This is a genomic window from Oceanispirochaeta sp. (assembly GCF_027859075.1).
Taxonomy (GTDB): Bacteria; Spirochaetota; Spirochaetia; order DSM-2461; family DSM-2461; genus Oceanispirochaeta.
In genome coordinates this window covers 1-8,222 of the sequence record NZ_JAQIBL010000359.1, presented here as the reverse complement: position 1 = coordinate 8,222, position 8,222 = coordinate 1, and the positions used below count along the sequence as shown (strand labels likewise).

The window sequence follows — 8,222 nt, the reverse complement described above, 5'->3', positions numbered from 1 at the left end:
AATATAACCAATTCAATCTTAAAGTAAATGGTTATATGGATGCAGAATAGAACTCTTGATAAATATTACTATTTTATGAAGGACCTCCTCCCGCAAAGGATTCGGGAGAAGATTTCTATTATTGAACATTGCCTATCCAATCGACAAAGAGGAGTATTACAATACGACCCAAGCCGCGTTCAAAGCCCTCTTTGCATTGGCTATAACCAGAGCCGAGGACTCATGTTCAAAGGGTTTCACTTCAAAGCTGACAGGCTTGGGAGCCCCTTCTACCAAATAGCCGATATCAATCAGGACTCTAAGATATTCTGCCAATTCCTCAACTCCATTCTCACTCCCGGGAAAGCCGAAACGAGGATGCTGATCACCATAGGCGGGCATAGTGGGATCCTTCATAACACAGTTTCCAATATGGGTATGGCTGATATAGTCTGCAATGGGAACAAGTGATTCTTTCGCCGATTCTTTTAAAAGGGGAAGGTGGCTCAAGTCGGGTAACAGGCCAAAGTTATCATAATCCCGACAGAGGAGAGCAGCAAACTTTTTTGCCAGGGATACAGGACCGATGAGGCTGCATTTATCAATCTCTGAGTCAAATATTTCAAGGTGTATCTTTAGATCTCCCTTGCCTGCGGCATATCGGCAGATTTCCCCTGTAGATTCTACAAGAGCCTCAAAAGCTTCGTCCTTACTCTCTTCTGACCACTTTCCGCTTAAGAATCCAAGACCTTTGGCCCCTAATTCATAAGCTTCATCAATTCCTTCCTTGATTGTCGCCACGGCCTTTGCCCTTTCATGGTTATCAAGATGGTTAAGATTTAAACCGGTTAAGAGAGTTCTGGGTTGCGCGGCATAACCAATGCCCATTCCGGCAGTATCAAGGATCGATTTAACCTCGTTCCTTTGGACATTGTCTTTGATCCATGCCATTTCTATAAAATCAAAATAATCATCTTCGGCTATTTTCAAGACAGATTCTACGATCGGTCCGTCACCCTTAATGGTTTCAGGGAAAGCCATAAAATGAATGATCCCGGGAGCGATATAGCTCCTCATATTCTTATTCACGGAAATACTCCTTACATTTTTTTATCCAGAATTCAAATGGGATCTATATAATAGCACATTTTATTATAATTTATAATTTATTATTTATTATTTATAATATTGACAGAAAACAATATGCCCTTTATTCTATATAAGAGCAACTTTTGCAGCAGAATTCAGATGGGAAAACTCAATCTTGCACTCCCCTTTAAGGCGCTTTGGCCTTGGGCAACTAATGCACCGAAGCTATAACACAGCTCCGGTAATTCAAGGAGAAAAAATGAATTATTCTTACTTAGAGAAAACAAAAGATCTAATAGATCAGAATATCGACCTGATCATCAACTACAGACAGAGCGGGCACCCCGGAGGTTCCCGATCGAAGGTACATGCCTTGCTGACCCTTCTATTAGGCGATTCCATGCGATGGGATATTAGAAATCCCCATAAAAAATTTAGTGACAGATTCATCCTGGGTGCAGGACATACAATCCCTCTGATCTATGCCACATTTGCCGTATTGAATGAAGCTTTGAGAATAAAATACCAGCAGACCGGAGACCCACAGTACAAAATTCACAATGAAAAGGAATGGGCATTGTATTGGGAAGATCTGGCAGACTTCCGCCGGAAAGGAGGCCTGTCGGGCCATGCCGAAATGGAAGGAAAAACGCTTTTTCTGAAATTCAACACAGGCCCCTCCGGGCATGGGTCTGCGGCGGCAGCCGGGGCAGCTCTGGCTTTGAAAAGAGCCGGTGCTGAAGGGGTTAAAGTTTTTCTACTGGAAGGGGAAGGCGGTTTAACTCCCGGAGTCACCCATGAAATTGCAAATTCCGCCTGGGGTCTGTCACTGGACAATCTGTATTTTCTCGTAGACTGGAACGACTACGGTATCGATGACAACCCCACCAGTACAAAGGTCTATGGAACACCCGAGGATTGGTTCAAAGGGCATGGATGGAAGGTGTGCGGGACCGAAGACGGCAGTGACTGGGGAAGCCTCCAGAAAAATATGCAGACCCTGATCAATCTTGAGAACAAAGAGAAACAGCCTGGAGTCCTCTGGTTTAAAACAAGAAAAGGCCGGGGATACCTCAAATATGATAATTCATCCCATGGCGCCCCCCACCCTTTAAACGGGAAAGTATTCTGGGAAACCAAAAAAGAGTTCTGTGAAAAGTACGGTGTAGAATTTGTAAACTACGGCGGAGAAGCTCCTGAAGATGAAACTGAATTAAGAAATGAATTTACACAGAATCTGAAGGTCATAGCAGAGACGCTGAAATCCGATCAGGAACTTGTTGATTTTATTGCAGACAGACTCGTCACAATCGGGGATAGCGTCCCCGATGAGATAGAAGGCTTTAAACTTGGAAAAAAAGGCAATCCCTTCAAAGACGAAAGAATCTATGATTACAATAATTATCCCAGTGAACTCACAGCGGCCCCCGGTGAAATGAAAGCGAATAGGGCCGCACTGGGAGATTGGGGAGCCTGGATCAACTCTTTCGGAGCACAGGAATACGGACGACCCCTCTTTATAGCCAGTTCAGCCGACCTGGCCGGATCTACCAATATCTCGGGATTTGCTCAGGGTAAAAATGGTTTTGAAGGTTATGGTTGGTATGGACGATCCGGGACCGAAAATGGAGCCTTGCTGACCCAATCCATCACAGAATTTGCAAATGCCGGAATTATGGCAGGAATGGCCTCAGTCAATTTCAGCGATAATCCCGTAGAGGACTTTGACGGTTTCTGGGGGGCGACTTCGACCTACGGAAGCTTCTCATACCTCGTGTATGGAATGCTCAGACTGTACAGCCAGATGGATCAGGACTGCGATCTTCAGCTGGGAAAAGTCATTTATGTTGCCAGCCATTCAGGACCGGAAACCGCTGATGACAGCAGAACACACTTTGGAGTCTTTGCACCGGGTGTGACCCAGCTCTTTCCTGAAGGAAGCGTGATAAACCTGTACCCCTGGGAGTACAATGAAGTACCCGTCGTACTGGCGGCAGCTCTTAAATTGAAAAAACCATCTATCATTGTTCTTCATCTGACACGACCAAACGTCGAGATTCCAGACAGGAACTCACTTAAAATGGCCTCTCACCTGGATGCGGCAAAGGGAGCCTATATTGTCCGGGCCTTTGAAGAGGGAAAACCTGAAGAAGGAACCTTTTACATACAGGGCACATCCGCCATGGCCAATACAGTCAAAGCTCTGCCGATGATCGAAAAGGCTGGCTTGTATGTAAAGCTGGTATATGTATCGAGTCCTCAACTCTTTGCACTCCAGAGTGATGAATATAAATCTGTCATTGTCGGGAAGAGAGACAGGATGAACTCAACAATCATAACTACTTCAGGTAAAAAACTGATGCCCGAATTCACCTTCAATTATATTTCAGAACAATACGCCATCTCCCCGGATTGGGATAACAACTGGAGAACCGGTGGAACCTTAGCTGAAATAATGGATGAAGCAAGGCTGTCTCCCGAATGGATTTTCAAAGGGATTCAGAGGTTTACCGAAGAAAAAGAACAGAGGATGAAAGAACTGCTTGGATCCTTACAGTAGATCGGCTTGCTGTTAAATAAATAGATTTAGAGCCGGATTGAAGTTTTCAATCCGGTTTTTTTTCAAATATGAGATCAAGTAAGGTTCGAAAGTAATACCGGGAGATTTGCCATTTCAATAGAATGGATGCAGAATTGTATTATTCGGGGGAATCACTGAAGGTGAAGGTTATCTCTCATTGTATCTATATTTTTAAAAAGAGCCTCTTTGGCAATCACTTTGTCTTTATTCCGGATGGCTTCATAGATAATCCGATGTTCCCTGAGAGTCTTAATGTTCTTAACATCGGGATTTTCTTTCTTTTCCAGACTTCGAGTCTGTAGAAAAAAAGAAGAGAGCTCATCGAGTATGGTATAAAGTTTTTTATTCTCGGAAATCTCTGCAATCAGAAGATGGAATTCACCATCCAGCTGATTACAGAGATCATACTTTTTATTCTTCATTCTAAAACCGAATTCATCAAGGGCCTCTGAAATTCTCATCAGCCCCTCTTCCTCTATTCGATCAATACACTGTTCAACAGAAAGTTTTTCAAGAGCTATCCGGATATCCAGATAACTCTCAAATTCTTCCCTGCTTGGATCTATCAGATACAGTCCTTTACGGGCTTTATTGATAATCAATCCATCAGAGACTAAACGGTTAATAGCTTCCCGAACTGGAGTTCTGCTCATAGAGATTTCATCTGCAAGATGATCCTCCCGGATTCTGCAACCCGGATTAAATTCACCCTGAATAATTTTTTCTCTGATGGCTTGATAGGCCACCTCGTTCAAACTCAAATGTCTATCAGCCATATACTTTAAACTCCAATCGGAAAGAATACCTCCTCAGCGGGCAGCAATAGCCTGCATTTCAATCTGGGCATTTTTAGCCAGAGCACTAATGCCCACGGCAGCCCTTGCAGGACAGCGTCCAGGAAAATAGCTGGCATATACCTCGTTCATTTCGGAGAACCTATCCATATCCGTCATATAGACAGTAATCAGCAGAACTTTTTTCAGTGAAGAACCTGCCGCTTCAAGTACTGCAGATAGATTATCCAGGGTCTGTCTGGTCTGTTCTTTGATATCCCCGCCAATGAATTCCCCATTTGAGGGATGTAAAGGCAAGGCTCCCGAAGTAATGACCAGGTTCTCAAACCGGACTCCCTGAACAAAAGGTCCAAATGCAGCGGGAGCATTTTCTGTTTCAATATATTCAATACTCATACTACCTCGCTACATTTTACTGGGAAGCCATAGCACAATTTGCGGGAAGATGATCATAAGGACCAGGCCCAGGGCCACAATTCCGACAAAGGGTAACATGCCCCTGATTATATCTTTTGTTTCAATACCCAGTTCCGGATCTGCCGCTCCTTTCAAAAAGAACATGGCATAAGCAAAGGGAGGTGTCAAAAATGACATCTGCAGGTTGACTATAATCATCATGGCAAACCAGAGGGGATCAAATCCCAACATGGGAATAATAGGAGAAAGGATCGGAACAAGAACAAAGATGATACCGACCCAGTCAATAAAGGCTCCCAATGCAAAGGTAACGACCATGATCATGGCAAAAACAGACCATTTACCACCGGGAAATCCCAGAATAAAGTCTTTTACAACATCACCACCGCCCCCTGAAAGGAAGACGCTGACAAAAGCTGTCGACATACTGGCGATCAAAAGAACCATACAGGTCAACTTAATTGTACTCAGGGAGACTTCCATAAGGGCTTTAAAACTAAATTGACGATATGCAATGGTGAGGAAAATTGAAATAATGGCTCCCACAGCAGCGGCTTCAGTTGGAGCTGCGATACCCGTATAGATAGCACCCAATACCGACAGAATAAGGATTAAAGTAGGAAGCAGGGATGTAACAAGCATCTTTAACTTTGTCAGGAAAGTATAATTTCCAACTTCTTCCTTGCTTATGGCAGGAGCAATACTGGGCTGAAAGAAGGCTCGGATGGCAATGTAGAGCATGTACAATACCGAGAGCATCAGACCAGGGCCAAAGGCTGCTGAAAATAACTTACCTACAGAGATCCAGGCCGCGGGACCATAAACGATAAGCATAATACTGGGAGGAATAAGAATACCCAGGGTACCACCGGCACAGATACATCCTGTAGCCAGTCCTTTATCATAACCGCGTTTGATCATAACAGGGAGAGCAACCATAGCCAGCATGGAGATGGATGCGGCAATAACACCGATACAGGCAGCCATGATAGTACCGATCATGATACTGACAATGGCTAGACCACCTCTAAAACGTCCAAAGCTGATATAGAGACTTTCATACATCCGCCTGGCAATACCCGAACGCTCCAGCATTCCTCCCATGAAAACAAAGAGAGGTACCGCCATAAAACCAGTATTGGTCAACTGTGCGTAAACTCTCGTATAAATCATATCGAATGAGGCATCGCCAAACATCATAAAACCAAAAAAAAGGCCGGCACCACCGATAGGGATAGCCAATGGAAAACCTGTGAGGACACCTACAAAAAGTACGGAGAACATTCCAATAGTGAGGAATTCAGGAGTTAGTACAATATCCATTAGATTAATACCTCCTTTTTATTTGTATCATCAACTTCGATGAGGCTTTCTTTCATTATGAGAAAATAGATATCTTTAATAATTTCAGCAATTGTCTGAATGAAAAACAGTGTAAACCCGATTGCCAGAACAAAACGGAAAGGAGCAGAAGGAGGTAACCAGCTGCTGTCTACCATTCTCTCATTTACTTTGAGTGCAAAAAACGCCCACTTATACCCCGTATAAATCAGGATGAGTTCTATTGGTAATAGAAATAAAGCGGTAAGTGTTACATCAACGATGGCTTTCCATTTTTTTGAAAACATGGTGTAGAACAGGTCAACCCTGACATGTCCTCCAATTTTTAGAGTATATCCCCAGCACAAAGACCCGATAGCTCCGAAAACCATTTTAGAAGTTTCCATCGCCCAGATCGTCGGCTTGTCAAAAACATAACGGGAAACTACTTCGAAGCAGAGTACGAATATTAGTACAAGAATCAAATATTTGACGACTTGTCCCATGAAGTCACTCATTTTATCGATTCCTGTTACAAATTTTTTGATAATTTCTTTTACCATATAAATTTTTCTCCTGAAAAAAGTTATCCCCTCTTTTTCAAGAGGGGATATTCTCAAAAATTACTGAATATTAAACTGGCTGCAAACCTTTTTCCATGCCATGACAGAATCATAGATCTCTTTGTAAGCAGGATCAGAATCAGCCTGCTCTGCATAGTAGGCATCCGCTGTTTTGAATAGGAGAGCTTCGATGTCAGCAGGAACTTTCTTAATTTTTGTTCCATAGTTTTCAAACTCAATAAGAGCTGCAGCATCATTGACAATCTCTTGTGTATAGTATTCATCAGCAATCTGAAATGTTGCAGCTGTTACAATAATCTGAAGGTCTCTGGGCAGTTCATCCCAGACTTCCTGGTTAACAAAAAGTGCCTGTGCATCTGTAGGAGCTCTGGAAGGAGAAAGATACATATACTCTGTCACTTCCTGAAATCCCATACCCCAGTTGACAGAGGGTGTTACATACTCAAATCCATCAATAATACCACGCTGTGTAGCTTCATAAACTTCTCCACCGGGAAGGAATACTGGAGCGGCACCCATTCTGGCAAAGATTTCATTCAGTGCAGCAGAACCCATTCTGGCTTTGAAACCCTTCAGGTCGGCAACAGAGTTCAGTGGTTTTGTGCTGTGCATAAAAACTTCAGCATTATGAGGAGTCAGAGGTCCGACATAGTGGGCACCAAGAGGTTTATAGTTCTTTCGGGCCAGTTCAAGTCCTTCATAGTTTAACCACATTCTCTGCTGATTATATGTGAGTCCACCAACAGTATTGTTGTAGAAGATAGCTCCGGGGAAGTAACCAAGAGTCCAGGCCGGTGCACCATGTACCGCTTCGACTGTACCTGACAATACAGAGTCAAACTCTTTTCCAGCAGGAATAATAGCCCCTGCATTATAGGGAGTGATTATCAGTCTACCATCAGAGGCAGCTTCAACCATTTTACCAAGCTTAACAGCTGCATCATATGTAGAGTCTCCGGCGGAGGCCCAGGACTGCATCTTCCATTTGATCACTTTTTTAGGGGCTTCTTTCACTTCTCCTGCATCAGCGGTAGAAGATCCACCACAAGAAACCAGTAGACTGAACAGAGCAGCCGCAACCAGCATTAACGATAGAACACGTTTTTTCATAAACAAACTCCTTCTCAATATTCGACTAGTCTTATAATTTATAATTTATAATTTATAAGCTACATTGAATACATTTTCACAGGACTTTGAGGATCTGTCAATGTTTATTTGTATTTAATTATTGATTAAATGAAATCAGACAAAATATAGCAAACAGAATATCAGGATCTTTTTAAAATACTTTAGAATCAAATGCACAATTCGATGAAATAGTACAAGGATCCACAGGTCCCATCCACACAGATTCAGTGGAGGAAAACTTCAAATCCACAATGGAACCTGCAATAAGGAACTCGGACAGCTGTCTAAACTCGATGACAAGAGGATGTGTGGACGTGGTCTAGCTGT

At 43.0% G+C, this 8,222-nt stretch carries 7 protein-coding genes; 1 reads left to right on the top strand and 6 read right to left on the bottom strand.

Features of this window, described 5'->3' with window-relative positions; all coding sequences use genetic code 11:
- Positions 1-156: 156 nt before the first annotated feature.
- Positions 157-1,068, bottom strand: coding sequence for a TIM barrel protein (locus PF479_RS20515; RefSeq protein WP_298010912.1), 912 nt, complete (start codon positions 1,066-1,068; stop codon positions 157-159).
- 259 nt (positions 1,069-1,327) lie between these two features.
- On the opposite strand from PF479_RS20515, the gene PF479_RS20510 reads away from it, so the two are divergent.
- Positions 1,328-3,628, top strand: a complete 2,301-nt coding sequence (locus tag PF479_RS20510; protein WP_298010911.1) for a transketolase — start codon at positions 1,328-1,330, stop codon at positions 3,626-3,628.
- Between the two features lie 152 nt (positions 3,629-3,780).
- Here PF479_RS20510 and PF479_RS20505 read toward each other — a convergent pair whose 3' ends face one another.
- The 5 genes from PF479_RS20505 to PF479_RS20485 are packed head-to-tail and all read right to left on the bottom strand — an operon-like array spanning position 3,781 to position 7,874.
- Positions 3,781-4,425: a GntR family transcriptional regulator gene (locus tag PF479_RS20505; RefSeq protein WP_298010909.1), complete on the bottom strand. Its 645-nt coding sequence runs from the start codon at positions 4,423-4,425 to the stop codon at positions 3,781-3,783.
- Positions 4,426-4,458: 33 nt separating this feature from the next.
- Positions 4,459-4,839, bottom strand: coding sequence for a Rid family detoxifying hydrolase (locus PF479_RS20500; RefSeq protein ID WP_298010907.1), 381 nt, complete (start codon positions 4,837-4,839; stop codon positions 4,459-4,461).
- Positions 4,840-4,848: 9 nt separating this feature from the next.
- Entirely contained in the window at positions 4,849-6,183 is a 1,335-nt protein-coding gene (locus PF479_RS20495; protein ID WP_298010905.1) for a TRAP transporter large permease subunit, read from the bottom strand.
- Complete coding sequence (locus PF479_RS20490; protein WP_298010903.1) at positions 6,183-6,743, bottom strand: TRAP transporter small permease subunit; 561 nt, start codon at positions 6,741-6,743, stop codon at positions 6,183-6,185. The genes PF479_RS20495 and PF479_RS20490 overlap by 1 nt, the downstream gene beginning before the upstream one ends.
- A 60-nt stretch (positions 6,744-6,803) precedes the next feature.
- Positions 6,804-7,874, bottom strand: a complete 1,071-nt coding sequence (locus PF479_RS20485; protein WP_298010901.1) for a TRAP transporter substrate-binding protein — start codon at positions 7,872-7,874, stop codon at positions 6,804-6,806.
- Positions 7,875-8,222 lie beyond the last annotated feature (348 nt).

What these genes read in the sequence shown, in the direction of transcription:
- PF479_RS20490 (WP_298010903.1), bottom strand. Translation starts at nt 6,743, where the DNA reads ATGGTAAAAGAAATTATCAAAAAATTTGTAACAGGAATCGATAAAATG.
- PF479_RS20500 (WP_298010907.1), bottom strand. Translation starts at nt 4,839, where the DNA reads ATGAGTATTGAATATATTGAAACAGAAAATGCTCCCGCTGCATTTGGA.
- PF479_RS20485 (WP_298010901.1), bottom strand. Translation starts at nt 7,874, where the DNA reads ATGAAAAAACGTGTTCTATCGTTAATGCTGGTTGCGGCTGCTCTGTTC.
- PF479_RS20495 (WP_298010905.1), bottom strand. Translation starts at nt 6,183, where the DNA reads ATGGATATTGTACTAACTCCTGAATTCCTCACTATTGGAATGTTCTCC.
- PF479_RS20510 (WP_298010911.1), top strand. Translation starts at nt 1,328, where the DNA reads ATGAATTATTCTTACTTAGAGAAAACAAAAGATCTAATAGATCAGAAT.
- PF479_RS20505 (WP_298010909.1), bottom strand. Translation starts at nt 4,425, where the DNA reads ATGGCTGATAGACATTTGAGTTTGAACGAGGTGGCCTATCAAGCCATC.